Origin of the sequence: Sphingopyxis sp. (genome assembly GCF_035686825.1) — a bacterium.
In the GTDB taxonomy this organism is placed as follows: Bacteria; Pseudomonadota; Alphaproteobacteria; order Sphingomonadales; family Sphingomonadaceae; genus Sphingopyxis.
On record NZ_DASRYZ010000006.1, the window covers coordinates 406633 to 432529 of the forward strand.

Here is a 25897-nt window from a genome sequence, read left to right on the forward strand (position 1 = left end):
GAACGAAAATCCTGCCCGCGGTGCTTGCGACACGCGGCTTCGTGGCCTAAAGCGCCCCCCATAAACGGGTGCGCGACACCCCAAAACAACAGAACTGCGAGCTCCCATGGTCGATCTGACGCAATATTTGCCGATTCTGATCTTTCTGGTCATCGCCGTCGGCCTGTCCTCCGCCTTCGTGTTCCTCCCCATGGGCGTCGCGCGGCTGACCGGGGCGCACAAGCCCGATCCGGCGAAGCTGACCGAATATGAATGCGGTTTTCCCGCTTTTGAAGATGCGCGCAGCCAGTTCGACGTGCGTTTCTACCTCGTCGCCATCCTTTTCATCATCTTCGACCTCGAAGCGGCCTTCCTCTTTCCCTGGGCGGTGAGCCTCGAGGAAATCGGTTGGGCCGGCTGGGCGACGATGATGGTTTTCCTCGCCGAGCTCACGCTCGGCCTTGTGTACGCGTGGAAAAAAGGCGCGTTGGATTGGGAATGAGCACTTCCAGCATTATCATGCCCGGCCAGATGCCGGTCGCCCCGGGTACGAACCCCGATCAGGGTTTCTTCGACGACCTCAACAGCGAAGTCGGCGACAAGGGCTTTCTCGTCACCTCGACCGAGGATCTGTTCAACTGGGCGCGTACCGGTTCGCTGTGGTGGATGACCTTCGGCCTCGCATGCTGTGCGGTCGAGATGATCCACGTCAACATGCCGCGTTACGACATGGAGCGCTTCGGCGCCGCGCCGCGCGCATCACCGCGCCAGTCGGACGTGATGATCGTCGCGGGAACGCTGTGCAACAAGATGGCGCCCGCGCTGCGCCGCGTGTACGACCAGATGTCGAACCCCAAATATGTCATCTCGATGGGCAGCTGCGCCAATGGCGGCGGCTATTATCACTATAGCTATTCTGTGGTGCGCGGTTGCGACCGGATCGTGCCGGTGGACATTTACGTCCCCGGCTGCCCGCCGACCGCCGAAGCCTTGCTCTATGGCGTGATGCAGTTGCAGCGGAAGATCCGCCGCGTCGGAACGATCGAACGCTGATGGCCCATCCCGCTCCCCTCGTCGCGCCGCAGCCTTCGCTCGCGGCTTCGCTGAAGACGCTCCTCGGTGCCGACCTCGTCGCGCATATATTCACCGTCGACGAAGACAGCATCACCGTGACGCGCGAAGCCGTCGCCGGGGTGATGGTCGCGCTGCGCGACAATCTCGAATATCAGCAGCTGATGGAAATCGCCGGGGTCGACTATCCCGACCGCGCCGAGCGGTTCGAGGTCGTCTATCACCTGCTCAGCGTGACGAAGAATCACCGCCTGCGCGTGCGCGTGTCGACCGACGAGGCGACCCCGGTGCCGACGATCGTTCCCGTGTGGCCGAACGCCGGATGGCTCGAGCGCGAAGTGTTCGACATGTATGGCGTGCTGTTCAGCGGCAACCCCGACCTGCGCCGTATCCTGACCGACTATGGTTTTCAGGGGCATCCGCAGCGCAAGGATTTCCCGCTGACCGGCTATACCGAGCTGCGCTATTCCGAAGAGGACAAGCGCGTCGTTTACGAGCCCGTGCGACTGGCGCAGGACTTCCGCAATTTCGACTTCCTCTCTCCGTGGGAAGGCGCCGATTATGTGCTGCCGGGCGACGAAAAGGCCGGCGGGACGGGCGAAGCGCCGGGCAAGGGCGCGCCGACGCCGATGACCGCGGCCGAGGTCAAGAAAGCCGATGAGGCCAAGGCTCCGCCGGCGCCAACCCCGAAGACGACCGAAAACACAACGCAGACGGGAGCAGGGGCCAAGGCCAATTTGAAGGCCGCGAAGACGAGCCGCGACGGCGCCAAGGCGACGACCGCCTCTAAAGCCAAGACGCCCGCGACGGAAAAGGCCGAAAAAGCACCGGCCAAGCCGCGCGCACCGCGCAAGCCTAAAGGTGGCGACGCATGACCGACTCCACCCCCAATTATTCCGGGACGGTCAAGCACCACGGCAGCGACATGTTCGAAGGCTATCCGGTCGACACCGCCGATACGGCGGGCGATCAGGTCGTCACCAACTACACGATCAACTTCGGCCCGCAGCACCCCGCGGCGCACGGCGTGCTGCGCATGGTGATGGAACTCGACGGCGAGATCATCGAGCGGGTCGATCCGCACGTCGGCCTGCTCCACCGGGGCACCGAAAAGCTGATCGAGTACAAGACCTATCTGCAGGCTTTGCCCTATTTCGACCGGCTCGACTATTGCTCGCCGCTCGGGATGGAGCACAGCTATGTGCTCGCCATCGAGAAGCTGCTCGACCTCGAAGTGCCCGACCGCGCGCAATATCTGCGCGTCCTGTTCGCCGAGCTGACGCGCATCTGCAATCACATGCTCAACATCGGGTCGCACGTCATGGACGTCGGCGCGATGACCCCGAACCTCTGGGTGTTCGAGCTGCGCGAAGATTGCCTCAACTTCTTCGAGCGCGCGTCGGGCGCGCGTATGCACTCGGCCTATTTCCGTCCGGGCGGCGTCCATCAGGATGTGCCCGAAAAGCTGCTCTACGACATCGGCGAATGGTGCGAAAAGCGGCTGCCGAAGCTGTTCGGCGATGCGATGAGCCTCGTCATCGACAACCGCATCTTCAAGCAGCGCAACGTCGACATCGCGACGGTGTCGAAAGAAGACGCGCTGGCGTGGGGCTTTTCGGGCCCGATGATCCGCGGCAGCGGCATCGCATGGGATTTGCGCAAGTCGCAGCCCTATGACGCCTATGCCAAGATGGAATTCGAGATTCCCGTCGGCACGCGCGGCGACTGCTACGACCGTTTCATGGTGCGCGTGCAGGAAGTCTATCAGTCGGCGCGCATCATCCTCCAGTGCATCAACGCGATGCCCACGGGCCCGATCGCGAGCCTCGACCGCAAGGTCGTGCCGCCGAAGCGCGGCGAGATGAAGCAGTCGATGGAATCGCTGATCCATCACTTCAAGCTCTACACCGAAGGCTTCCACGTCCCCGCGGGCGAAGTCTATGTGGCGACCGAAAGCCCGAAGGGCGAGTTCGGCGTCTATCTGGTCAGCGACGGCACCAACAAGCCGTACCGCTGCAAGATCCGCCCGACGGCGTTTTCGCATTTGCAGGCGATGGACATGATGTCGAAGGGCCACATGCTCGCCGACACCACAGCAATTATCGGCGCCATTGACGTCGTTTTCGGAGAGTGTGACCGATAATGGCCGACGCACCCCAAATCCCAGATGAAGCCGAAACCCGCGCGCGCTGGGGCGCCTTTGCGTGGACGGCCGAAAATGCCGAGAAGGCGAAGCAGGTCATCGCGCGCTACCCCGCGGGGCGCCAGCGCTCGGCGGTGATGCCGCTGCTCGACCTCGCGCAGCGCCAGGTCGGCGCCGAGACGCAGACGCAGGGCTGGCTGCCCGTGCCGGTGATCGAATATGTCGCCGCCGCGCTCGATATGCCGTTCATCCGCGCCTATGAGGTCGCGACCTTCTACACCATGTACAACCTCGTCCCCGTCGGCCGCTATCATGTGCAGGTCTGCGGCACGACGCCGTGCCTGCTGCGCGGGTCGGACGATGTCATGGCCGCGTGCAAGAACCGCGGGATGACCAAGGGCAAGACCACGCCCGACGGGCTGTTCACGCTGACCGAGGTCGAGTGCATGGGCACCTGCACCAACGCGCCGATGGTCCAGATCAACGACGATAATTACGAAGATCTCGATTACGACAGCATGGTCCGCATTCTCGACGACCTCGCCGCGGGCAAGGCGCCCAAGGCGGGCACGCAGAACTCCAAGCGTCACACGAGCGAGCCCGAGGGCGGTCCGACGACGCTGAAGGAAATGGTGTCGTCGAACCACGACTATCGGAAGGAGTGGTAAGCCATGCTCGCCGATAAGGATCGTATCTTCACCAACCTCTATGGCTTTCAGCCGTGGAACCTGAAGTCCGCGCAAGCGCGCGGCGACTGGGACAACACCAAGGATCTGATGAAGCGCGGCCAGGACGCGATCATCGAGGAGATCAAGGCGTCGGGGCTGCGCGGCCGCGGCGGCGCGGGCTTCCCGACGGGGCTCAAGTGGAGCTTCATGCCGAAGGAGCCGCGCGCCGATCGCCCGAGCTTCCTGGTCATCAACGCCGACGAATCCGAACCCGGTTCGTGCAAGGACCGTGAAATCATCCGCCACGATCCGCACAAGCTGATCGAGGGTGCGCTGATCGCGGGCTTCGCGATGCGCGCGCGCGCGGCGTATATCTATATCCGCGGCGAGTTCATCCGCGAGGCCGAGACTTTGTTTGCAGCCGTGCAGGAAGCGTATGACGCCGGCCTGCTCGGCAAGAATGCGGCGAAGTCGGGCTATGATTTCGACGTCTTCGTCCACCGCGGCGCCGGGGCGTACATCTGCGGCGAAGAAACCGCGATGATCGAAAGCCTCGAAGGCAAGAAGGGCCAGCCGCGCCTGAAACCCCCGTTCCCGGCGGGCGCGGGCCTCTATGGCTGCCCGACGACGGTCAATAACGTGGAGTCGATCGCGGTCGTCCCGACGATCCTGCGCCGCGGCGCACCGTGGTTTGCGAGCTTCGGGCGCGAGAATAACAAGGGCACCAAGCTCTTCCAGATCTCGGGCCATGTCGAGCGCCCGTGCGTCGTCGAGGAAGAGATGGGCATCAGCTTCCGCGAGTTGATCGACAAGCATTGCGGCGGCATTCGCGGCGGCTGGGACAATCTGCTCGCCGTGATCCCCGGCGGTTCGTCGGTGCCGCTCGTCCCCGCGGCCGAAATCATGGACGCGCCGATGGATTTCGACGGGCTGAAAGCCGTGGGATCGGGGCTTGGCACCGCCGCCGCGATCGTGATGGACAAGTCGACCGACGTCGTTCAGGCGATCAGCCGCATCAGCTATTTCTACAAGCATGAAAGCTGCGGCCAGTGCACGCCATGCCGCGAAGGCACCGGCTGGATGTGGCGCGTGATGGAGCGGCTGCGCACCGGCGACGCCGACATCAGCGAAATCGACACCTTGTTCGACGTGACCAAGCAGGTCGAAGGCCACACCATCTGCGCGCTCGGCGACGCCGCGGCGTGGCCGATCCAGGGCCTGATCAAGCATTTCCGCCCCGAACTCGAACGCCGCATCCGCGAGAATGGTGGCATGGTGGAGGCGGCGGAGTGAATCTGGCGTCCAAACGACTGCTAGCCGTTGCACTGTTCGCTGGCGCCCTGAGCGCGAGCGGCAGCGCGTCGGCTGCCAAGAAGGTTTCGCCGGCTTTGCAGTTTCGTCAGGACGTGACCGAGTATGTCACTTGCCTGATCGAGAAAGAGCGTTCGGTGATGGTAACTTATGTCGCTGAACGGACGGGCGATATAGTCCGGCTGCTTCACACGAATTGCTTGTCCAGAGCAGCAGGCGGACGGTTGAATCGTCCGGGCGAGCGGATTGACACCGCTGTTTGGGTGGGCCTCGCAGCGGAGAGTTTATTGCGAGAAATCGATCTCTCCACCGTCGATACGTTACTGCCGGGCGCTCCCGCGATCGACCATGACGAACCGATGACCGTGGAAAAAATGTCGCCCAAATCCAAGCTGTCGAAGGCCGAGAAAGAGGTCTGGGTCGCGGGCGTGAATCGGAAACGTTCATTCAATATGCTTGCCGAATGTCTGGTCCGAAAGAATCCGGAGCTATCCCGGAAAGTCTTTCTTTCAGACTATGGTTCCGATGCGGAAAGCGCTGCATTGAACGAGATGATGGCGATCCGGTCCGAATGTGCCTCGATTGAATTGTCGGTCGTCAATCCCCGAAGCCTTCGTGTGTATCTTGCTTCGAACTACGCGCACTTGGCAGGTCTGGCCGATCCATCTTTCAAAGAAAAGCTGCTCTGATGCCTAAAGTTACCGTAGATGGCGTAGAACTCGACGTCCCGCAGGGCGCGACCGTTCTGCAGGCGTGCGAGATGGCGGGGAAGGAAATTCCGCGCTTCTGCTACCACGAACGCCTGTCGATCGCCGGCAATTGCCGCATGTGCCTCGTCGAAGTCGCACCCGGACCGCCGAAGCCGCAGGCGTCGTGCGCGCTGCCGACCGCCGAGGGGCAGGTGATCAAGACCGACAGCCCGATGGTGAAGAAGGCGCGCGAAGGGGTGATGGAGTTCCTGCTCATCAACCATCCGCTCGACTGTCCGATCTGCGATCAGGGCGGCGAATGCGACCTGCAGGACCAGTCGGTCGCCTATGGCCGCGGCGCGACGCGCTATGACGAGAACAAACGCGCGGTCACCGAGAAGTACATGGGTCCGATCGTCAAGACGGTGATGACCCGCTGCATCCAGTGCACGCGCTGCGTCCGCTTTGCGGAGGAAGTCGCGGGGGTCGAGGATGTCGGCGCGATCTATCGCGGCGAGAATATGCAGATCACCTCCTACCTCGAACGCGCGGTGGGTAGCGAATTGTCGGGCAATATCGTCGACCTGTGTCCCGTCGGCGCGCTCACCAGCAAACCCTATGCGTTCGAAGCGCGCCCGTGGGAGCTTTCGAAGACGCTCGGCATCGATATGATGGACGCGGTCGGGACCAATGTGCGTATCGACGCGCGCGGCCGTCAGGTCCTGCGCGTGCTGCCGCGCGTCAACGACGATGTGAACGAGGAATGGGCGAACGACAAGACGCGCCACCATGTCGACGGGCTGACCCGTCGCCGCCTCGACCAGCCTTATGTCCGCGTGAACGGCGCGCTCCAGCCCGCAAGCTGGGCCGATGCCTTTGCCGCGATCAAGGCGGTGAACGCCGGTTCGTCGGTTGCCGCGATTGCGGGCGACCTCGCCGATTGCGAGACGATGTTCGCGGCGAAGTCGCTGGTGACCGCACTTGGCAGCAACCTGCTCGAAGGACGCCAGACCGGGCTCGACTATGACGTCACCAGCCTGTCGGCTGTCAATTTCAACACCGGCATCGCCGAGGCCGAAAATGCCGACGTGATCCTGCTCGTCGGAACGAACCTGCGCTGGGAAGCGCCGTTGATCAACACTCGCATCCGCAAGGCGGTGTGGAAGAAGGGCGCCAAGGTCTTCGCGATCGGCCCCGAAACCGACCTCACCTACAAGACCGAGTGGCTCGGCGACGACGCCTCGCTCGTGACGAAGCTGCCCGCGCATGTGCTCGACGCGCTGAAGGGCGCCGAGCGGCCGATGCTGGTCTTCGGCGGCGGCGCGCTGTCGGTTCCCGGTGTCCATGGCGCGGGCCTCGCGCTCGCCAAGTCGGTGAATGCGGTCAAGGACGGCTGGAACGGTTACAACGTCGTGCATTTCTCGGCGGCGCGCATGGGTTCGCTGATGCTCGGCTATGGCCTCGCCGGCGGGATCAAGGACGTCATCGCGGCGAAGCCGAAGCTCGCCTTCTTCCTCGGCGCCGACGAGGTCGATTTCGCGGCGCTGCCCGATACGTTCAAGGTCTATGTCGGCCACCATGGCGACAAGGGCGCGCATGCCGCCGACGTCATCCTGCCGGCGGCGGCGTGGACCGAGAAGGACTTCACGACGGTCAACACCGAAGGCCGCGTCCAGCGCAGCGAGAAGGCGGTGTTCGCACCCGGCGACGCGCGCGAGGACTGGAGCATCTTCCGTGCTTTGGCGGATGCGCTTGGCGTGTCGCTCGGCTTCGACAGCTTTGCCGAATGCCGCGCCGCGATGATCGCCGCGGTGCCCGCGCTCGGCGCCGAAGGGCTCGCCGATTATGGCTGGACGGTGCCCAAGCTGCCCGCGAAGCCCGAGGCGCGCGCGATCCCGTCGCCGATCAAGGATTTCTACCTCACCAACGCCATCTGCCGCGCGTCGCCGACGATGCAGCGCTGCTCGGAAGAGCTGATCCATGGCGTCGATTTTGCGGAGGCCGCGGAATGACCCCGGTACATGCAATCGCCAGCGTGCTGCTGGCCGGGATGGGTTACGCCGTGTGGCGCGGCTTCAACCCCAAGGGCAAGTCGGAGCGGCCCGGACCGCATAATGGCTGGCGCAACCAGGACGGGACCGGCAAATGACCGAGACCTTCATTTCCTGGGGCATGGACCCGAATTGGGCGTGGGGCGTCGCGACGATAGCGGGCATCCTGCTCATCGCGCTGCCGCTGATGCTCGCGGTCGCGATGATTATCTATGCCGACCGCAAGATCTGGGCGGCGATCGCGCTGCGCCGGGGTCCGAATGTCGTCGGTCCTTTCGGCTTGCTGCAAAGCTTCGCCGACGGCCTGAAGGTGTTCCTGCAGGAAACGATCATCCCGAGCGGCGCCAACAGAGGTCTGTTCCTGATCGCACCGATCATCACCTTCACCGTCGCGCTGCTCGCGTGGGCGGTGATCCCGTTCAATTCGGGCGCGGTGCTCGCCGACATCAATGTCGGATTGCTCTACATCCTCGCGATCTCGTCGCTCGGGGTGTACGGCGTGATCCTGTCGGGCTGGGCGTCGAACTCGAAATATCCCTTCTTCTCGGCGATGCGCGCCTCGGCGCAGATGATCTCCTATGAAGTCTCGATAGGGTTCATCCTGATCGGCGTCGTGCTCTTCGCCGACAGCTTCAACATGAACGAGATCGTCAAGGCGCAGCAGGGCCACGGCCTCGGCATCGTCAACGCGTTCGGCTTCAACCTGCTGCTTTTCCCGCTTGCGGTGATGTTCCTGATTTCGTCGCTCGCCGAAACTGCGCGCGCGCCGTTCGACCTGACCGAAGCGGAGAGCGAACTCGTCGCGGGTTACCAGACCGAATATTCGTCGATGAGCTTCGCGCTCTTCTGGCTCGGCGAATATGCCAACGTCCTGTTGATGTGCACGCTCAACGCGGTGCTTTTCTGGGGCGGCTGGCTGCCCCCGATCGACTGGGCGCCGCTTTATGCCGTTCCGGGCATCATCTGGCTGTTCGCGAAGATCCTGTTCTTCTTCTTCGTCTTCAGCTGGGTGAAGGCGACCGTTCCGCGCTATCGCTACGACCAGCTGATGCGGCTGGGCTGGAAGGTCTTCCTGCCGATCTCGCTTCTCTGGATCTTCCTGATCTCCGGCTATCTGATGCTGACGAGGTATTCATGAGTACCATTGCCCACCTCATCAAAAGCTTCACCTTGTGGGAGTTTGTGAAGGCGCACGCCCTCACGCTGAAGTATTTCTTCAAGCCGAAGGCGACGATCAACTATCCGTTCGAGAAGAATCCGCTCAGCCCGCGTTTCCGCGGCGAGCATGCGCTGCGCCGTTATCCGAACGGCGAGGAACGCTGCATCGCGTGCAAGCTGTGCGAAGCGGTGTGCCCGGCGCAGGCGATCACGATCGAGGCCGAGCCGCGCGATGACGGCTCGCGCCGCACGACGCGTTACGACATCGACATGACCAAATGCATCTATTGCGGCTTCTGTCAGGAAGCGTGCCCGGTCGATGCGGTGGTCGAGGGGCCAAACTTCGAATTCGCGACCGAAACGCGCGAGGAGCTGCTCTATGACAAGGCCAAGCTGCTCGCCAATGGCGACAAATGGGAACGCGCGATCGCGGCGAATCTTGCCGCCGACGCGCCCTACCGATAAGGGCGCGCGCACATGATCCAGCTCTTCGCTTTCTACCTCTTCGCGACCATCGTCATCGCCTCGGCGGCGATGGTGATTTTCGCGCGCAATCCGGTCCACAGCGTGATGTGGCTGATCCTCGCTTTCTTCAACGCGGCGGGGCTGATGCTGCTCGCGGGGGCCGAATTCATCGCGATGCTGCTCGTCATCGTCTATGTTGGCGCGGTCGCGGTGCTGTTCCTCTTCGTCGTGATGATGCTCGACATCGATTTCGCCGAGCTGCGCGCCGGTTTCGTGCGCTATCTGCCGCTCGGCGCATTGGTTGCGATCATCCTTGCGGCCGAGCTGGTGTTCGCGGTCGGCGCCTGGCAGGCGGGCGGGGTCGACCTTGCCGCGCGCGCCGCGCCGGTCGTCAGCGACAAGAGCAATATCCAGCAGATCGGCGAGCTGCTCTACACGAAGTATATCTTCCTGTTCGAGGCGGCAGGCATCGTCCTGCTCGTCGCGATGATCGGCGCGATCGTGCTGACGCATCGCACGCGCGGCGGCGTTCGCATCCAGAATATTTCGGCGCAGAACCGGCGCCGTCCCGAAGAGGCGACGCGCCTCGTCGATCCGGGCGTCGGGCAGGGGATGGAATTGTGATTTCGGTCGGCCATTATCTCGCCGTTTCGGCGGTGCTGTTCACCTTGGGCGTGCTCGGCATCTTCATCAACCGCAAGAATATCATCGTCATCCTGATGGCGATCGAACTGATCCTGCTCGCGGTGAACATCAACCTCGTCGCGTTCAGCGCGGCGCTCGGCGATCTCGTGGGCCAGGTCTTCTCGATGTTCGTGCTGACCGTCGCGGCGGGCGAAGCCGCGATCGGTCTCGCCATTCTCGTCATTTACTTCCGCGGCCGCGGCACGATTGCCGTCGACGATGCCAACCGGATGAAGGGGTAAACCGGTGATCCAGGCGATCGTTTTCCTGCCGCTCTTGGCGGCACTCATCGCAGGCCTCGGCCAGCGCGTGATCGGCAATGTGCCGTCCAAAATCCTGACCACGGGCGCGCTGTTCATCAGCTGCGCACTCAGCTGGCCGATCTTCCTGTCGTTCGTGACGGGCAGCGGCGAAGCGAGCGTCGTGCCTGTGCTGCACTGGGTTTCGTCGGGCGCGCTCCAGTTCAACTGGGAACTGCGCGTCGATACGCTGACCGCGGTGATGCTCGTCGTGATCACGACGGTGTCGGCGCTCGTCCACCTCTATAGCTGGGGCTATATGGAGGAAGACCCGGACCAGCCGCGCTTCTTCGCCTATCTCTCGCTCTTCACCTTCGCGATGCTGATGCTCGTGACCGCGAACAACCTCGTCCAGATGTTCTTCGGTTGGGAAGGCGTCGGCCTCGCATCCTATCTGCTCATCGGTTTCTGGTACAAGAAGCCGAGCGCCAATGCCGCCGCGATCAAGGCGTTCGTCGTGAACCGTGTGGGTGACTTGGGCTTCATGCTCGGTATCTTCGGCACCTTCCTGGTGTTCGGCACCGTCTCGATCCCCGAGATTCTCGCGGCCGCTCCGGGCATGGCCGGTAGCACGATCACTTTCATGGGGATGCGCCTCGACACGATGACGATCCTCTGCCTGCTGCTGTTCATCGGCGCGATGGGCAAGTCGGCGCAGCTTGGCCTGCACACCTGGCTTCCCGACGCGATGGAGGGCCCGACCCCGGTGTCGGCGCTGATCCACGCCGCGACGATGGTTACCGCGGGCGTCTTCATGGTCTGCCGCCTGTCGCCGATGTTCGAAACCTCGGACGTCGCGCAGGGCGTCGTGATGTTCGTCGGTGCCGCGACCTGCTTCTTCGCCGCGACCGTCGCGACGACGCAGTGGGACATCAAGCGCGTCATCGCCTATTCGACCTGTTCGCAGCTCGGCTACATGTTCTTCGCGGCCGGCGCGGGTGCCTATGGCGCGGCAATGTTCCACCTGTTCACGCACGCCTTCTTCAAGGCATTGCTGTTCCTTGGCGCCGGTTCGGTCATCCATGCGATGCACCATGAACAGGACATGCGTTATTATGGCAATCTCAGGAAATCGATCCCGATCACCTATTGGGCGATGATGCTTGGCACGCTGGCGATCACCGGCGTCGGCATCGCGGGCGTCGTGGGCTTTGCCGGCTTCTATTCGAAGGACGGCATTCTCGAGGCCGCTTATGCGAGCGGCGGCGGCGGGGTCATCGCTTTCTGGGTCGGCGTCTTCGTCGCCTTCCTCACCAGCTTCTATTCGTGGCGCCTCGTCTTCCTGACCTTCTATGGCAAGGCGCGTTGGGAACAGAGCGAGCATATCCAGCACGCGGTGCATGGCGAGCATGAAGATCCCTCCGAAGAACATTCGGCCGACGATCATGCACATGCGCATCACCATGACGCGCATGGCGACGGCACCGCGGGCTATCACCCGCACGAAAGCCCGCTCTCGATGCTCATCCCGCTGGTCATATTGTCGATCGGCGCGGTGTTCGCGGGCATCGCGTTCCACCACCAGTTCATCTATCCCGAAGAGGGCATGGCGTTCTGGAAGGGCAGCCTCGCGTTCGACGAGCATCTGATGCACGCCGCGCACGAAGTCCCGCTGTGGGTGAAATGGACGCCGTTCACGGTGATGGCGATCGGCCTGTTCCTCGCGTGGAACAGCTATATCCGCAACACCAGCCTGCCGGCGCGCTTCGTGGCGCAGTTCAAGCTGCTCCACCAATTCCTGTACAACAAATGGTATTTCGACGAGCTCTACAACATCCTCTTCGTGAAGCCTGCCTTCGCGATCGGCCGCTTCTTCTGGAAGCGCGGGGATGAAGGCACCATCGACCGCTTCGGTCCCGATGGCGCCGCGGCGCTCGTCGCTGGGGGGACCCGTCTCGCGGTCCGGCTGCAATCGGGTTATGTTTATGGATATGCGTTTGTGATGCTGCTCGGTCTTGTCGGCCTCGCCAGCTGGGCCATGGTGAATTTCCTGTGAGCGGCTTTCCGATCCTTTCGCTGATGCTGGCGGTCCCCGCGGTCGCCGCCATCGCTTGCCTGTTCGTCGGCGACAAGATGTCGCGCTTCGTTGCGCTGGGCGCGACGCTTGCGACCTTCGTTCTCGGCTGCATCCTGTGGGCGAATTTCGACATCGGTGGCGCGCAGTGGCAGTTCACCGAACGCGCCGACTTGTTCGGCCGCTTCCAATATGCGCTCGGCATCGACGGCATGGCGTTGATGCTGATCATGCTCAGCGTCTTCCTGATGCCGCTTTGCATCCTTGCGAGCTGGGACGCGATCAAGAGCCGTGTCGGGCTCTACATGGCGATGTTCCTGATCATGGAAACCATCATGATCGGCGTCTTCATGGCGCAGGATTTGCTGCTCTTTTACATTTTCTTCGAAGCCGGTCTGATCCCGATGTATTTCATCATCGGCATCTGGGGCGGCGCGAACCGCAAATATGCGGCGTTCAAATTCTTCCTCTACACGCTGCTCGGGTCGGTGCTGATGCTGATCGCGATGATCGCGATGATCATGGAAGCGGGAACGACCGATATCCCGACGCTGCTGAACTACGACTTCCCGGCTGCGATGCAGACCTGGCTGTGGCTCGCCTTCTTCGCCAGCCTCGCGGTCAAGATGCCGATGTGGCCCGTCCACACCTGGCTTCCCGACGCGCACGTCCAGGCGCCGACCGCGGGGTCGATGATCCTCGCGGGCGTGCTGCTGAAGCTCGGCGCCTATGGTTTCATCCGCTTCATGATGCCGATGTTCCCCGATGCGTCCGCTCAATTGATGTGGATCGTCTTCGGCCTGTCGATGATCGCTGTGGTCTACACCAGCCTCGTCGCGCTGGCGCAGAACGACATGAAGAAGCTGATCGCTTATTCGTCGGTCGCGCATATGGCGATCGTCACCGCGGGCCTCTTCGCCTTCAACCAGCAGGGGATCGAGGGCGCGCTGATCATCATGCTCAGCCACGGTGTCGTCTCGGCCGCGCTCTTCTTCTGCGTCGGCGTGATCTATGACCGGCTCCACACGCGCGAGATCGACCGTTACGGCGGCCTCGCGGTGAACATGCCGGCCTATGCGCTGTTCTTCATGCTGTTCACCATGGCATCGATCGGTCTTCCGGGCACCAGCGGCTTCGTCGGCGAATTCCTGAGCCTGCTCGGCATTTACGAAGCGTCGAGCGTCGTCGCCTTTGTCTGCACCACCGGGATCATCCTCGGCGCCGCCTACATGCTCTATCTCTACCGCCGCGTCGTGTTCGGCGAACTCACCAAGGACGATGTGAAGGCGATGCCCGATCTCAACCCCCGCGAATGGGCGATCATGGCCCCGCTCGCCGCCGTGGCGCTGTGGATGGGCGTCTATCCCGAAAGCTTCCTCGCGCCGATGCGCGGCGACGTGACGACGGTCGTCGCGCGCCTTGCCCCGGCGAAGCCCGCGGGCGACGCGCACCTCGCCGCCGGCAAGCCCAAGCCTGCCGCCGCGCACGGAGAAGCCGCGCACGGATCGAGCCATGCGGGAGGCGTCCAATGACCGCCGATCTCGCGCTCATCTGGCCCGAGCTGATCCTGACGATCGGCGGGCTCATCACGCTGATGCTCGGCACCTTCGTCGGTGACCGGCAAGTCGGCCTCTACCAGCTCAGCGCGCTGTTGACGCTCGCTGCGGCAGCTGCTGCCGTGGTCGCGCTGTTCGGGGTCGAAACGACCGTCTTTTCAGGGACGCTCTCGGTCGACGGCTTCGGCGGCTTCGCCAAGCTGCTGATCTATGCCGCGAGCTTTATCTGCATCCTCATCGCGCCGCGTTTCTTCTGCGGCGGGATGCGCGCCGAATATCCGACGCTGATCCTGTTCGCCGCGCTCGGCATGGGCATCATGGCCTCGTCGCGCGACCTGATGACGCTTTACGTCGGGCTCGAACTCAACAGCCTTGCCGCCTATGTGCTCGCGAGCTTCATGCGCACCGACGAGCGGTCGAGCGAAGCCGGCCTCAAATATTTCGTCCTCGGCGCGCTCGCCTCGGGCATGCTCCTTTATGGCATCTCGCTGCTCTATGGCTTTTCGGGCACCACCGATTTCGCGGGTATCGCGAAGGCGATGGGCGGCGAGCTCAATATCGGGCTGATCTTCGGCATCGTCTTCGTGCTCGCGGGGCTGGGCTTCAAGATCAGCGCGGTGCCGTTCCACATGTGGACGCCCGACGTTTATGAGGGCGCACCGACCCCGGTAACGACCTTCTTCGCCACCGCGCCGAAGGTCGCGGCGATGGCGCTGATGACGCGCGTCGTGATCGACGCGATGGGCCCCGCGGCCGGCGCGTGGCAGCAGATCATCATCTTCCTCGCGCTCGCGTCGATCATCCTCGGCGCGGTTGGCGCGATCGGGCAGAAGAATATCAAGCGCCTGCTCGCCTATTCGTCGATCAACAATGTCGGCTTCATGCTCATCGGCCTCGCCGCCGGAACGCAGCAGGGGGTCGAGGGCGTTCTCACCTATCTGCTGGTCTATATGCTGACGACGCTCGGCGCTTTCCTCGTCGTGCTCCAACTGCGCGATGAGGGCGGCAATCAGGTCGAGAGCATCCCGGCGATGGCCGGCCTGTCGCAGCGCCGTCCGGGGCTTGCCGCGGCGATGGCGGTGTTCCTGTTCAGCCTGGCCGGCATCCCGCCGCTGTTCGGTTTCTGGCCGAAATATCTGGTGTTCGAGGCCGCGGTGAACGCGAACCTCGTGCCGCTGGCGGTCGCGGGTATCGTCGCTTCGGTGATCGGCGCTTTCTATTATATCGCGATCATCAAGACGATGTATTTCGACGACAAGTCGGACACCGAATTTCCGAAGGGCGGCGGCGCGATCGTCGAGGATGCGGTGATCACTGCGAGCGCCCTCTGGCTCTCGGTCATCGGCTACCTCTTCATCCCCGCGCTGGCGGTTCTTTCGGCCGGCGCGGCGGCGGTGCTCTTCTGATCCCGCCGATCGAGCGGATAGCGCAGACAGGTTCGACCAACGCCGACCTGCTGGCGCGGCTGGCAGGCGGCGAGCATGTCGGCGAGGGGCACTGGCTGGTCGCCGATCGCCAGACCGCCGGACGCGGACGCCTCGGCCGCGGCTGGAACGACGGGCTGGGCAATTTCATGGGCTCGACTGTCGTCCACCTGACGATTGGCGATCCGTCGGCGGCGACGCTCGCGCTGGTCGCTGGCGTCGCCCTCGCCAGGACGGTGACCGCGCTCGCGCCCGATGTCGACGCGCAGCTCAAATGGCCGAACGACCTGCTCGTCGGCGGCGCGAAATGCGCCGGCATATTGATGGAGCGCACGGGCAATTCGGTCGTCATCGGGATCGGCGTCAACCTCGTCGCCGCGCCCGAACTGCCCGATCGCCCGACCGCAACGCTGGCGGCGAAGGGCGCCGTCCTCGACCGCGATCATTTCGCGAACGCGCTCGGCATCGCGATGATCGACGCGTTGTGGACCTGGCGGCAGGAAGGCGTCGCGAGCATCGTTCGCGCGTGGATTCCGCAGGCGCATCCGGTCGGCACGCCGCTGCGCGTCTCGGAGCAGGGTATCGACGGCTTTTTCGACGGTCTGGCCGACGACGGCGCGCTGCGCTTGCGCCGCGAAGGCGGCGAGACCATGCTGGTCCATGCGGGCGATGTCGAACTCCGCCGCCCGGTCGCATAAGGATAACAGGATGCTGCTCGCGATCGACGTCGGCAACACCAATGCCAAATTCGCGCTGTTTCGCGGCGAGGAGCTGCTCGCGCGCTGGCGGATCGCGACCGACGACCGGCGCACCGCCGACGAATATATGGTGTGGCTTGACCAGCTGATGCGGATCGAGGGCCATGAGCGTCGCGAGGTCGACGCGGTGATCATCTCGACCGTCGTCCCGCGCGCGCTCCACAATCTCCAGCTGCTCGCGCACAAATATTTCGGCGTCGACGCGCTCATCGCGGGGCGCGATCCGGTGAGCTGGGGCATCGCGCTCAAGGTCGACGAACCGCAGTCGGTCGGTGCCGACCGCGCGTGCAACGCGATTTCGGCGCAGGCGGTCGAGCCCGGAAAGGACAAGCTCGTCATCAGCTTCGGCACCGCGACGACGCTCGACCATATCGGTCCCGACGGCGCCTATATGGGCGGGATCATCGCGCCCGGGGTCAATCTGTCATTGGAGGCATTGGTCGCGGCGGCGGCGAAACTGCCGCGCATCGCGATCGAGGCACCGGCGACCGACAGCGTTATCGGGCGGACCACCGAAAGCCAGATGCTGATCGGCGTCTATTGGGGCTATGTCGCGATGATGGAAGGGCTTATCGCGCGTATGAAGGCCGAAATCGGCAAGCCGCTCACCGTCGTCGCGACGGGCGGGCTCGCGACGCTTTTTCAGGAACAGGCGCACCTGTTCGACCGCATCGAGCCCGACCTGACGCTGAACGGGCTGATGCACCTTTATAACCAACGAAAGCCAATAATATGACGACTCCGGGCAAGGAGCTGCTTTTTCTCGCGCTGGGCGGGTCGGGCGAGATCGGCATGAACGCCAATCTGTACGGCTGCGACGGCAAGTGGATCATGGCCGATCTGGGCGTGACCTTTGGCAGCCACGATTATCCCGGCATCGACATCGTCATGCCCGACCTCGAATTTATCGAGGACCGCAAGAAGGATCTTCTCGGTATCATCCTGACGCACGGGCACGAGGATCATATCGGCGCGATCCCCTATCTCGCCGCCGAGCTTGGCGTGCCGCTCTATGCCAACCGTTTCACCGCGGGGCTGATCGCGCACAAGCTCGCCGAAGAGGGACTGGAGAAGGAAGTCGAGATCAAGGTCGTCGACATCGACGACAATTTCCAGCTCGGCCCGTTCGGCATCCAGCTGGTGCCGCTCGCGCATTCGATCCTCGAAATGAGCGCGGTGGTGATCGACACGCCCTATGGCCGCGTCTTCCACACCGGCGACTGGAAGCTCGATGAGGAGCCGATCCTTGGGCAGCCCGCAACCGCGGCGGCACTGACCGCGATCGGCGACGAGGGCGTTGACGTGCTCGTCTGCGATTCGACCAACGCGTTCAACGCCGAAGCCTCGGGCAGCGAGGGGGCGCTTCGCGAAGGACTGGAACAGGCGGTCGGCGCGGCGAAGGGCAGGGTGGTCGTCACCACCTTCGCCTCGAATGCCGCGCGGCTCGCGACGCTGGGTGCGGTCGCGAAAGCCACCGGGCGCAGCCTGTGCGTCGCGGGGCGTTCGCTCGACCGCATCCTCGGCGTCGCGCGTTCGGTCGGCTATTTGAAGGATTTCCCGCCGACGGTCGATTTCGATGAGGCGATGCGCCTGCCGCGCGACAAGGTGATGGTGATCGCCACGGGAGGCCAGGGCGAACCGCGCGCGGCGCTCGCGCGCATGGCGGCCGACATCCACCAGATCAAGCTCGAGGCGGGCGACACGGTCGTTTTCTCGTCGAAGCAGATTCCCGGCAACGAGGTCGCGATCGGGCGGATCATGAACCAGCTCGCCGCGAAGGACGTGCTGACGGTGACCGAGAAGCAGGCGCATATCCATGTCAGCGGCCATCCGGGGCAGCCCGAGCTCGCCGCGCTTTATGGCTGGCTGCGGCCGAAGCTCGTCGTGCCGGTGCATGGCGAGATCCGCCATATGCACGAACAGGCGCGCTTCGCGCTCGAAAAGGGTGTGCCCGACGCGCTGGTGCAGGAAAATGGCGATCTGGTGAAACTCGCGCCGGGACCGGCGAAGATCGTCGAGCGCGTACGTGCGGGGCGGCTGATCCTCGATGGCGACGTGATCCTGCCTGCCGACGGCGAAACGATCAACGAGCGGCGCAAACTGTCGCTCAACGGTCATATCACCGTGGCCGTGATCTTTTCAGGCAAGCGTTTCGTCGAAAGCGCGATCAGCTATCGCGGCGTGCCGGTCGAGGACGAGCGCGAAGCCTTCATCGACGAGATGCGTGAGGCGGCCGAGCAGGCGGCGACCGGCCCCGCGCGCGACGAGGACAAGCTGCGCGAGGCGATCCGCCTAGGCGTGCGCCGCGTCGCGACCGACTGGACGGGGAAAAAGCCTGTCGTCGACGTCATGCTCGTCGATATCTGAGCCGGGGAAGACTGCGATGAAATGGACTTCGGCGCTCGCCATCTATCTGCTGTTCTGGGCGTTCAGCGCCTTTTTCGTGCTGCCCTTTCACGGGCGGCGCGCGAGCGACGACGCGACGCCGCTGGTGCGCGGACAGGAGCCGGGGGCGCCCGCGACGTTCCGTCCGGGGCGCATCATGCTCCAGATGACGATCGTCGCGACGGTCGCTTTCGGGCTCTATTACATCGCTTATGTGAACGGCTGGGCCGATCCCGACGTGCTGACCGGGCGGGCCTGACCCGCCGGCGCGTAATAATCCCAAAGTTCAGGAAAGTTCAGCCTATTGCTTCCCCGATCCGGGCACCGCGGGGTGCTGGACGCACCCGGCACGCTCCGCCTTACGACCGCTTTTAGCCACGAAATGAAAGAGCGGGGCGAAGGTTGGCATAGCCGGATAATGTAGGAAAGGCCTATTTAAAGGCGATGCCGGCTTTGGGGTGGAGAGCTGCCACTGCTTTCTCCAGCTTCGTCATCCCGGGCTTGACCCAGGACCCGCCTTTTCTTCCTGACAACGGCGAAAAGGCAAGGCAGGCCCCGGGTCAAGCCCGGGGTGACGGTAAAGAGAACGTCCGCTCCCGGTCGTTAGCGGCCGTCCCGCCCAATCCTATCGAATTCGATCAGCCCCGCAGGCGGTCGATCGCCTGCGCCAGCGCGACATAGAGCTTGCCGATGTCCGACGAGAGCAGCGTCACGCTGATCGCCGATCCGTCGCGCGCGCCGATCAGCAGGCGCAGCATCGCCTCGAAATCGTGGATGAACTGGTTCACCGAGGCGTGGAAAGCATCGTCATTCTGGTAGATGCGCAGGATTTCCTTGGCTTCGCTATTTTCGACCAGCTTGACCGCGCGCCGCGCGAAGACGCCGCGGTCGCCCTTGAGATAGGCGTCCCAGGCGGTGTCGCTGACTTCGCTCGAGAGTATCTTGGTGAGGTCGATCGCGGTCGATTTCAACGCCTCGGTCAACAGGCCGGCCTGCTTGGCGAGCGAATCGCGATCGGACGCGGCGATCGCCTGTTCGGCCTCGTTCACGCGCTGCTCGACGCTCGCGCTCGTATCCATGATCGTGATCAGCTGGCGCATCAGGCGATCGGCGGCGCTGTTGGCCGCGGCGACCGCGCGCGCCGATGCTTCCTCGATCGCGTTCAATTGCGCCGTCACCTCATTCTTGAACGCCGCGTCGATCGCGCCGGTCGCGGTCGCCTGCATCGCGTCGCGCGCGCCCGACACCAGCTTTTCGAGCGTCAGCCGCGCCTCGTCGGCGGCCGAATCGGCGGTGGTGCGGACCTCGGCCAGCGTCGCGATCATCCGCGCGCCACCCTGTTCGGAGAAGTCGTCGGCGCCCTCGCGCAGCTTCGCAAGCGCGGCTTCGGCGTCGGCCAGCGCGCCGTTGATCCGGTCGGCCAGTTCCTGCTGGCTCGCCGCATGGCCCGCCATCTGCTCCTCGTTCGCCTTCAATGTCGTCTGCACGGCGTTGACGTGCGACACCGTCGACTGCGCCACCAGCTCGGAGGCGTCGAGCAGCGGGCGCAATTGCGACAAGGCGGTCTGCGTCGTCTGACCGTGCGTGGTGATGCGGTCGAGCGCGTGTGGCAGCGTCTCGTCGAGCTCGCGCGTCACCGCGTCGAGTGCGAGCAGGAGCGATTCGGCGTGGCCGATGAGCTGGTGCGCCGAGGTGTTACCGCTCTGCACTTCCTGCATGAACGCGCCGAGCTGCGCCTTGGTGTCGTCGATCGCGCGGCCGATCACGCCGGTGCTCGCGGTGACGCTCACGTCGAGAATTTCGAGCTGTCCGCCGACATCGGCGACATGCGCGGTGATGCGCGCGGCGAGCGCGTCGCTGGCGTCGGCGTGCGCGACAAGCTGCGCGCCCATCGCATCGCTGGCCTCGCGCGCCGCCGCGAGCCGGGCGTCCATCTGCGTGGCGGCGGCATCGACGCCGTCGCGGAACTGCTGCCAGCTCTTGTCGATCTCGCCCGTCATCGCGGCGACGGTCGAGGTCATCTCGCCGCGCGCCGAAACGGCCAGGCTCGTCATCTGGGCGAGCGCGGCGCCATGCGCGTCGGTGACCTGCGCCGAGACGGCGAGCAGGTCGGACTCGGTTTCCTTTGCCTGTCCCTGCAGCGCGACGATCGCCTCGAGGATGCTCGCGGTCGCGGTGTCGCTGGTTTGCGCGGTCTTGGCGGCTTCCTCGCCCAGCGCGGCGAGCCGCGCCTCGAGGTTCGCGCCCTGCTGATGCGCGACCAGCCCCGCCTCGCGGAAATTGACCGCTAGCCGCTGCGCGACGTCGTCGATCCGCGGCAGGCCGGCGAGCAGCCCGTCCATCCGCTGCAGCGCGACGTCGCCCGACCGTGCGAGCTGGTCGTGGGCGTTGGCGATCACCGAGGCGTTGCTCGCGAGCTTGTCGCTGCTTTCGGTGAGGCGCGAGACGGTATCGAGACCGAGCTGCTGGACGAGCTTCGCCTGTTCGCCGAGCTGCTTTTGCGCATCGGCGAGGTGCAGGCCGAGCGCGTGCATCGACTGGTTGAGCGCCATATTCTCTTCGCGCAGCGCCGTCGCGACGCGGGCGAAGCGGCCCTGTTCGGATCGGCTGGAGCGCAGCAGGATCATCCATAGCACCGCGAGCAAGGTCAGCGGCATCGCGATCGTCGCGATCAGCAGCGGCCAGTCGGCGAGCGCCGGCGCGCGGGCGAAACCCTCGGTCGCCGCCGCGAGCGCGAAACCCGTCCAGCCGATCGCGAGCAGGACGAGCAGGGCGGGGACGGTTCGGTCGTGCCATGCCGGCGGCGGCGCGTCCTCGGCATCGTCGGCATCGTTCAGCGAGGACATGTCGAGCCAATCCCGTTCGGCGGGCGCCGCCGCTTCGGGCGCGGCCACGGTTTCGCGTTCGGGCGCTTCCGCCGGCGTCACGCTGTCCGCTTCCTGATTTGCCGCGGAATCCCGCCACAATCCGACGATTTTCTTTTCCCCTGTCATCCCGACATCTTAGCATCAAATGCCCGCCATGAAACGGAAACTTAACCACAGGCTGCCAAAGCTGTGGAATGTCGTTCGACAGTGGCCCCCTCGATCGTTATCTGAGCGCCGCGTTCGGCGACGATCCGGCAATGGCGATGGATTTGCGTGGGGCCTTCACCGGCAGCGCCCGCGATCTGGCCGACCTGATGCGCCGCGCGCGCTGCGACGCGAACTGGGAAATGGCGGCGCTCCGCCTGAAGGGGCTCGCCGCGACCTTCGGCATCATTCCGCTGATCGAACTCGCCGAAGCGGCGATGGCGGGGGCGCCGGGCGATCCCGCCATATTGCGCCGGATCAACCAGACGATCGACGAGATCGCCTGACGACCTAAGCCCGCCAGGACCGGTGAAGCGGGTTCAATTCCCGTTCAGCCGCTTTCCCCCAGTGAAATATCGATGTCCGCTGTCTTGCCATGGCAACGCGACGCGGTTAGCCGCGTTATCGACGCGCGGCCAAGCTTGCGCGCGCCCGATTTTGCGCGCGTGGCGATGGCCGCCGAGTTCAAAGGAGAGATTTCGATGTTCAACCGTTTTCGCTCGATGTCCGCAACGGCGATGGCAGCCGTGCTGGGCTGCGCGCTGATGGCGACCGCGGCGCCGGCTTCCGCTCAGAAGAAGGAAAAGCAGAAGAAGGGCGAAGAAGCCAAGGGTGAGGGTCTGTCGGCGAGCAAGGGCTTCGCGCCCGCGCTCAAGAAAATGACCGATGCGACCACGGCGAAAGACACCGCGGCGCTCCAGGCCGCGCTGGCCGAGGGGCAGAGCACCGCCACCACGCCCGACGATAAATATCTCGCGGCCTTCTATCAGCTCCAGCTCGGCATCCTGAACAAGGACCAGACTATTCAGGCGCAGGCGCTCGACGCGATGCTCGATTCGGGCCGCACGCCGCCCGAGAATCTGGCCGTCTATAACTTCTTCTCGGGCAATTTCGCCTATGGCGCCAAGGATTATCCGAAGGCGATCAAGCGCCTCGAAGCCGCGAAGGCCGCGGGTTCGACCGAACCCAATGTGCCCGTCCTCCTGATGGACAGCTATTTGAACGCCGGGCAGGTCGAGCAGGGGCTCGCCACCGCGAAGGCCGCGATCGAAGCGAGCCGCGCCGCGGGGCAACGGCCCTCGGATGAACTCTATGTCCGCCCGATCAAGGCTTTGCAGGCCGCCAAGCGCAACAATGAGGTGCTCGACCTCATGACGCTGCGCCTTCGCGACTACAACCAGCCGACGGTCTGGCGCCAGACGCTGTTCATCGCGCTGCAGTCGAACCAGGACAAGGAAGTCGGGCTCGACATCTTCCGCCTGATGCGCGCCACCGGCGCGATGCAGGAGCGTCCCGAATATGCCGAATATGCCGCGCTCGCGACCGAAGCCGCGCTGCCGGGCGAGGTCGTCTCGCTGATCAAGGCCGGCAAGCAGAGCAATGTGATCCCCGCCAGCGACGCGAAGTTCAATGAGCTTTTGAAGAGCCAGACCGAGCGAATGGGCGACGAGGAATCGACACTCACCGCCTATGCGCAGAAGCCGTCGACGCTGTCGAACCCCAAGGTCGCCGGCGCGACGGGTGACGCGATGGTCGGTTACGGCCGCCATGCCGACGCCATTCCGCTCTACAAGGCGGCGCTGGCCGCCGGCGGCGACAAGGACCTGTGGACCTATCGTCTGGGCGTCGCACAGGCGCAGTCGGGTGATGTCGCGGGTGCAAAGGCAAGCTTTGCGCAGGTGACGGGCCCCCGCAAGCGGCTTGCCGAATTGTGGACGGTGAAGATCGACACGCCGGCAGCGGCTCCGGCGGCCGCCGCAGCGCCGGCTGCACCCGCAGCGGCTCCCGCGACGGGCGACTGAACCGGCGATCAATGAAAAAGGGCGCCACTCCGGCCCGGAGCGGCGCCCTTTTTCATGCCTGGAGAATCAGGATTCGACCGGAATGCCGGCGAGCTGCTTGGCCGTGCGAATCGTCAGCGACGTCTTGACGCTGGTGACGTTCGGTGCCGACGTCAGATGCGCGGTCAGGAACGACTGGAAGCTTTGCAGGTCGCGGGCGACCACCTTGAGCAGAAAGTCGATCTCGCCGTTCAGCATATAGCATTCGCGCACTTCGGCGAGGCCGCCGACATAATCCTCGAACGCCTTGAGGTCGGATTCGGCCTGGCTGCGCAGGCTGACCATCGCAAAGACGGTGATGCCATAGCCGAGCTTCGCCGCGTCGAGGTCGGCATGGTACGAACGGATCACGCCCGACTCCTCGAGCGCCCGCACGCGGCGGAGGCACGGCGGCGCCGTCAGCCCCACCATCTGTGCCAGTTCGACATTCGTCATCCGCCCGTTTTTCTGCAGCTCGCCCAATATCTGCAAATCAATCTGATCGAATTTCTGACTAGCCATCGTTGAAACATCCGCTTTCCAAAATTGCGGTGACCATAATATTATTTCAGACGATTGCAATTGTCCCACAATGCGACGCGGACGGTTAAGGCACTTTCATGACCACTGAATTCACGCTAGCCGGTAAACATATGCTAACCAACGACCGACGCTGTGGGGCTGATTTCGCGTGACCGCTGACTCGATGATTGCGACGATCTTGCGCCAGGCGCCTGCGGATCGTCGCGCGAGCATCACCGCGTGGCGACAACTCTCCGATATTCTGGCTCAGCGCGGCAATCAACTGGGCGATGACGATATTCGCCGCAGCCTGCACGCGCTCGCCGTATTGCGGCCCCGCGTCCCCGAAGCGGTGCGCCGCGACTGCGCGCGCGCGATCGCGCGCCACGGTCGCTTCGCGCCGCTCGTCGCGCTCTATGCCAACGATGTTCCGGCGGTATCGGCGATCATGCTGCGCGAGGTGCGGCTGGCTGAAGCCGACTGGCTCGCGCTGTTGCCCGCGACGAGCGCGATGGCGCGCTCGGTGCTCGCCGGGCGCCGCGACCTGCCGGAAAGCGTCACGCGCGCCCTGGCCAGTCTCGGCAGCGCCTCGGTAGCATTGCCGCAGCCCGCGAGCGTTGCGGTCGAAGAGCCGGTCCCGGTTCCGTCGATTGCGCCGGCTGCGGACGAATCCGTCGCGGATAGTGGCCCCAGCCAGATCAGCGAACTGGTCCGCCGGATCGACAAATATCAGTCGACCCGCGGCCAGCCCGCCACACCGCGCCCGCCGCGCGCCGCTTTCCTGTTCGAAACCGGGCCCGACGGCGTGATCCACTGGGTCGACGGCGTGACGCGGGGGGCGGTGATCGGGCTGTCGATCGCCGAGGCGGCCTTCGGCGGCGAGCCCGGCACCGACGGCCTCGCTGCCGGCGCCTTTCGCCAGCGGGCGGAAATCATCAATGCGCGCATGCTGCTGGAGGGGACGCCCGTCGAAGCCGGCGAATGGCGCTTTTCGGCGCTGCCCTGGTTCGATCCGGCAACCGGGCAGTTCCGCGGCTATCGTGCGAGCGCGCGGCGCCCGCACCGCAATGAAACGCCCTATGGCGGGACGGTTGCCGAAGATTCGGGTGATTCGATCCGCCAGTTGATCCACGAGCTGCGCAGCCCGCTCAACGCGATTTCCGGTTTTGCGCAAATCATCTCGGGACAGATGTTCGGGCCGGTGAGCCAGGGCTATCGGGGGATGGCCGACGCGATCGTAGCCGATGCCGCATCGGTCCAGGCAATCATCGACGATCTCGAAACCGCGGCGCGCAGCGATGCGGCGGCGCCGGCCCAGCCGGCCGAAGAGGTGGTCGATATCGGCGCGATCGTCACGCAGATCGAACGCGACCTCGCCGCACTGCTGGCCGATCAGCGGGTCGACCTCAGCATCTCGCGCGTTGGCGGTCCCTTTCTCGGGCTCGTCGGCGACGCCAATGTGCGGCGCATGGTCGGGCGGTTGCTGACGGCGCTCGTCGATGTGTCCGAACCGGGTGCGATTTTGGTCGGGCAGCTCGTCACCGAGTCGCGGCACGACGACATGCTCCAGCTGCGGATCGTCCGCCCCGCGGCGATCCGTTTCGCGACGGCGTCGGACCTGCTCGATCCGGGCTTCAGCCCCGAGGGCGAAGCGCCCGGTGCCGCGGTGCTTAGCCTCGGCTTTTCGCTCCGCCTCGTCGACAGCCTCGCCCGCGCGATCGGCGGACGGCTCGATATCGGGCATAACGCCTTGACCTTGCACCTGCCCTCCGCCAACTCGAAGGCCGAGGTCGAGCTGGAGGCGCAGCAGGGCGAATAGGCCTGCAGGC

The 25897-nt window shown here is 64.5% G+C and carries 26 protein-coding genes; 23 read left to right on the top strand and 3 right to left on the bottom strand.

Annotated features, from left to right (window positions below; all coding sequences use genetic code 11):
- The first annotated feature begins 106 nt into the window (after nucleotides 1–106).
- The 20 genes from VFG17_RS15430 to VFG17_RS15525 are packed head-to-tail and all read left to right on the top strand — an operon-like array spanning nucleotide 107 to nucleotide 18914.
- On the top strand, nucleotides 107–481 hold the full coding sequence (locus VFG17_RS15430) for an NADH-quinone oxidoreductase subunit A (protein WP_167921043.1): 375 nt from the start codon (nucleotides 107–109) through the stop codon (nucleotides 479–481).
- On the top strand, nucleotides 478–1032 hold the full coding sequence (locus VFG17_RS15435) for a NuoB/complex I 20 kDa subunit family protein (protein ID WP_037553873.1): 555 nt from the start codon (nucleotides 478–480) through the stop codon (nucleotides 1030–1032). Before VFG17_RS15430 ends, VFG17_RS15435 begins: the two co-directional genes overlap by 4 nt.
- Nucleotides 1032–1925 (top strand): NADH-quinone oxidoreductase subunit C, encoded by an 894-nt coding sequence (locus VFG17_RS15440; protein ID WP_325030255.1) that lies wholly within the window; start codon nucleotides 1032–1034, stop codon nucleotides 1923–1925. Before VFG17_RS15435 ends, VFG17_RS15440 begins: the two co-directional genes overlap by 1 nt.
- Nucleotides 1926–1975: 50 nt before the next feature.
- Complete coding sequence (locus tag VFG17_RS15445) at nucleotides 1976–3193, top strand: NADH-quinone oxidoreductase subunit D (protein ID WP_325030737.1); 1218 nt, start codon at nucleotides 1976–1978, stop codon at nucleotides 3191–3193.
- Nucleotides 3193–3861 carry an NAD(P)H-dependent oxidoreductase subunit E gene (locus tag VFG17_RS15450; protein ID WP_325030256.1) on the top strand — a complete coding sequence of 223 codons (669 nt, stop codon included), beginning with the start codon at nucleotides 3193–3195 and terminating at the stop codon, nucleotides 3859–3861. Before VFG17_RS15445 ends, VFG17_RS15450 begins: the two co-directional genes overlap by 1 nt.
- Nucleotides 3862–3864: 3 nt before the next feature.
- A complete protein-coding gene (gene nuoF / locus VFG17_RS15455) occupies nucleotides 3865–5154 on the top strand; it encodes an NADH-quinone oxidoreductase subunit NuoF (RefSeq protein WP_325030257.1) in 1290 nt (429 codons plus the stop codon).
- The gene (locus VFG17_RS15460) at nucleotides 5151–5861 is read left to right on the top strand and encodes a hypothetical protein (protein WP_325030258.1); all 711 of its coding nucleotides are present in this window, start codon (nucleotides 5151–5153) and stop codon (nucleotides 5859–5861) included. The genes nuoF and VFG17_RS15460 overlap by 4 nt, the downstream gene beginning before the upstream one ends.
- Entirely contained in the window at nucleotides 5861–7873 is a 2013-nt protein-coding gene (gene nuoG, locus VFG17_RS15465; protein WP_325030259.1) for an NADH-quinone oxidoreductase subunit NuoG, read from the top strand. Before VFG17_RS15460 ends, nuoG begins: the two co-directional genes overlap by 1 nt.
- Nucleotides 7870–8010, top strand: coding sequence for a hypothetical protein (locus tag VFG17_RS15470; RefSeq protein WP_325030260.1), 141 nt, complete (start codon nucleotides 7870–7872; stop codon nucleotides 8008–8010). Before nuoG ends, VFG17_RS15470 begins: the two co-directional genes overlap by 4 nt.
- Nucleotides 8007–9050: an NADH-quinone oxidoreductase subunit NuoH gene (gene nuoH, locus VFG17_RS15475; protein WP_325030261.1), complete on the top strand. Its 1044-nt coding sequence runs from the start codon at nucleotides 8007–8009 to the stop codon at nucleotides 9048–9050. The genes VFG17_RS15470 and nuoH overlap by 4 nt, the downstream gene beginning before the upstream one ends.
- Entirely contained in the window at nucleotides 9047–9535 is a 489-nt protein-coding gene (gene nuoI, locus VFG17_RS15480; protein WP_093511087.1) for an NADH-quinone oxidoreductase subunit NuoI, read from the top strand. The genes nuoH and nuoI overlap by 4 nt, the downstream gene beginning before the upstream one ends.
- A gap of 12 nt (nucleotides 9536–9547) precedes the next feature.
- On the top strand, nucleotides 9548–10159 hold the full coding sequence (locus VFG17_RS15485) for an NADH-quinone oxidoreductase subunit J (RefSeq protein ID WP_037553862.1): 612 nt from the start codon (nucleotides 9548–9550) through the stop codon (nucleotides 10157–10159).
- Nucleotides 10156–10461: an NADH-quinone oxidoreductase subunit NuoK gene (nuoK, locus tag VFG17_RS15490; protein ID WP_003051614.1), complete on the top strand. Its 306-nt coding sequence runs from the start codon at nucleotides 10156–10158 to the stop codon at nucleotides 10459–10461. The genes VFG17_RS15485 and nuoK overlap by 4 nt, the downstream gene beginning before the upstream one ends.
- Nucleotides 10462–10465: 4 nt before the next feature.
- Nucleotides 10466–12514, top strand: coding sequence for an NADH-quinone oxidoreductase subunit L (nuoL, locus tag VFG17_RS15495; protein ID WP_325030262.1), 2049 nt, complete (start codon nucleotides 10466–10468; stop codon nucleotides 12512–12514).
- A complete protein-coding gene (locus VFG17_RS15500; RefSeq protein WP_325030263.1) occupies nucleotides 12511–14064 on the top strand; it encodes an NADH-quinone oxidoreductase subunit M in 1554 nt (517 codons plus the stop codon). The genes nuoL and VFG17_RS15500 overlap by 4 nt, the downstream gene beginning before the upstream one ends.
- Nucleotides 14061–15494 (top strand): NADH-quinone oxidoreductase subunit NuoN, encoded by a 1434-nt coding sequence (gene nuoN, locus VFG17_RS15505; protein WP_325030264.1) that lies wholly within the window; start codon nucleotides 14061–14063, stop codon nucleotides 15492–15494. Before VFG17_RS15500 ends, nuoN begins: the two co-directional genes overlap by 4 nt.
- Nucleotides 15495–15511: 17 nt before the next feature.
- Entirely contained in the window at nucleotides 15512–16210 is a 699-nt protein-coding gene (locus tag VFG17_RS15510; protein ID WP_325030738.1) for a biotin--[acetyl-CoA-carboxylase] ligase, read from the top strand.
- Nucleotides 16211–16220: 10 nt separating this feature from the next.
- Nucleotides 16221–17006, top strand: a complete 786-nt coding sequence (locus VFG17_RS15515) for a type III pantothenate kinase (protein ID WP_325030265.1) — start codon at nucleotides 16221–16223, stop codon at nucleotides 17004–17006.
- Nucleotides 17003–18637 (top strand): ribonuclease J, encoded by a 1635-nt coding sequence (locus tag VFG17_RS15520; protein WP_325030266.1) that lies wholly within the window; start codon nucleotides 17003–17005, stop codon nucleotides 18635–18637. The genes VFG17_RS15515 and VFG17_RS15520 overlap by 4 nt, the downstream gene beginning before the upstream one ends.
- Nucleotides 18638–18653: 16 nt before the next feature.
- The gene (locus VFG17_RS15525; protein ID WP_325030267.1) at nucleotides 18654–18914 is read left to right on the top strand and encodes a DUF1467 family protein; all 261 of its coding nucleotides are present in this window, start codon (nucleotides 18654–18656) and stop codon (nucleotides 18912–18914) included.
- Nucleotides 18915–19293: 379 nt separating this feature from the next.
- On the opposite strand, the gene VFG17_RS15530 is transcribed toward VFG17_RS15525, so the two are convergent.
- Nucleotides 19294–21648, bottom strand: coding sequence for a hypothetical protein (locus VFG17_RS15530; RefSeq protein ID WP_325030268.1), 2355 nt, complete (start codon nucleotides 21646–21648; stop codon nucleotides 19294–19296).
- 68 nt (nucleotides 21649–21716) lie between these two features.
- Between VFG17_RS15530 and VFG17_RS15535 the strand changes: the two genes are divergently transcribed.
- On the top strand, nucleotides 21717–22013 hold the full coding sequence (locus VFG17_RS15535; protein WP_325030269.1) for an Hpt domain-containing protein: 297 nt from the start codon (nucleotides 21717–21719) through the stop codon (nucleotides 22011–22013).
- 44 nt (nucleotides 22014–22057) lie between these two features.
- Here VFG17_RS15535 and VFG17_RS15540 read toward each other — a convergent pair whose 3' ends face one another.
- Entirely contained in the window at nucleotides 22058–22216 is a 159-nt protein-coding gene (locus VFG17_RS15540; RefSeq protein WP_325030270.1) for a hypothetical protein, read from the bottom strand.
- Here VFG17_RS15540 and VFG17_RS15545 point away from each other — a divergent pair.
- On the top strand, nucleotides 22209–23528 hold the full coding sequence (locus tag VFG17_RS15545; RefSeq protein ID WP_325030271.1) for a tetratricopeptide repeat protein: 1320 nt from the start codon (nucleotides 22209–22211) through the stop codon (nucleotides 23526–23528). The genes VFG17_RS15540 and VFG17_RS15545 overlap by 8 nt on opposite strands.
- Nucleotides 23529–23594: 66 nt before the next feature.
- On the opposite strand, the gene VFG17_RS15550 is transcribed toward VFG17_RS15545, so the two are convergent.
- Nucleotides 23595–24068 carry an Lrp/AsnC family transcriptional regulator gene (locus VFG17_RS15550; RefSeq protein ID WP_037558177.1) on the bottom strand — a complete coding sequence of 158 codons (474 nt, stop codon included), beginning with the start codon at nucleotides 24066–24068 and terminating at the stop codon, nucleotides 23595–23597.
- 169 nt (nucleotides 24069–24237) lie between these two features.
- Between VFG17_RS15550 and VFG17_RS15555 the strand changes: the two genes are divergently transcribed.
- On the top strand, nucleotides 24238–25887 hold the full coding sequence (locus tag VFG17_RS15555; protein WP_325030272.1) for a histidine kinase dimerization/phospho-acceptor domain-containing protein: 1650 nt from the start codon (nucleotides 24238–24240) through the stop codon (nucleotides 25885–25887).
- Nucleotides 25888–25897 lie beyond the last annotated feature (10 nt).